This is a genomic window from Exiguobacterium sp. s168 (assembly GCF_018619035.1).
In the GTDB taxonomy this organism is placed as follows: Bacteria; Bacillota; Bacilli; order Exiguobacteriales; family Exiguobacteriaceae; genus Exiguobacterium_A; species Exiguobacterium_A acetylicum.
In genome coordinates, this window is sequence record NZ_JACSNE010000074.1 from 1 (window position 1) to 337 (window position 337).

Here is a 337-nt window from a genome sequence, read left to right on the forward strand (position 1 = left end):
TTCGATCAGCAGGAGCCTGGTAAAGTATTCGTCACAGACATCACTTATCTCCGTATTGGATCTGGCCAAACTGTTTATCTTTCTTGTGTTAAGGATATCGCTACACGTGAAATTATGGCACATCATGTATCTAAAAGCCTCCATATGGAACTCGTCCTTCATACAACGAATAAACTCGCAGAACGACTTCAAGGGAATATACATCCGGAAGCCCTGATACATTCTGATCAAGGATTCCATTATACGCTTCCTGCTTATCAAACACGCATCCGTGAGATGGGAATGCTTCAATCCATGTCTCGTAGAGGAAACTGCCTGGATAATGCCCCGATGGAAT

General features: G+C 43.3%; 1 protein-coding gene. It reads left to right on the forward strand.

From position 1 onward, the window contains the following. A partial coding sequence (locus tag KNQ15_RS16695) for a DDE-type integrase/transposase/recombinase (RefSeq protein WP_214730127.1) occupies positions 1-337 on the forward strand: 337 nt, incomplete at both ends.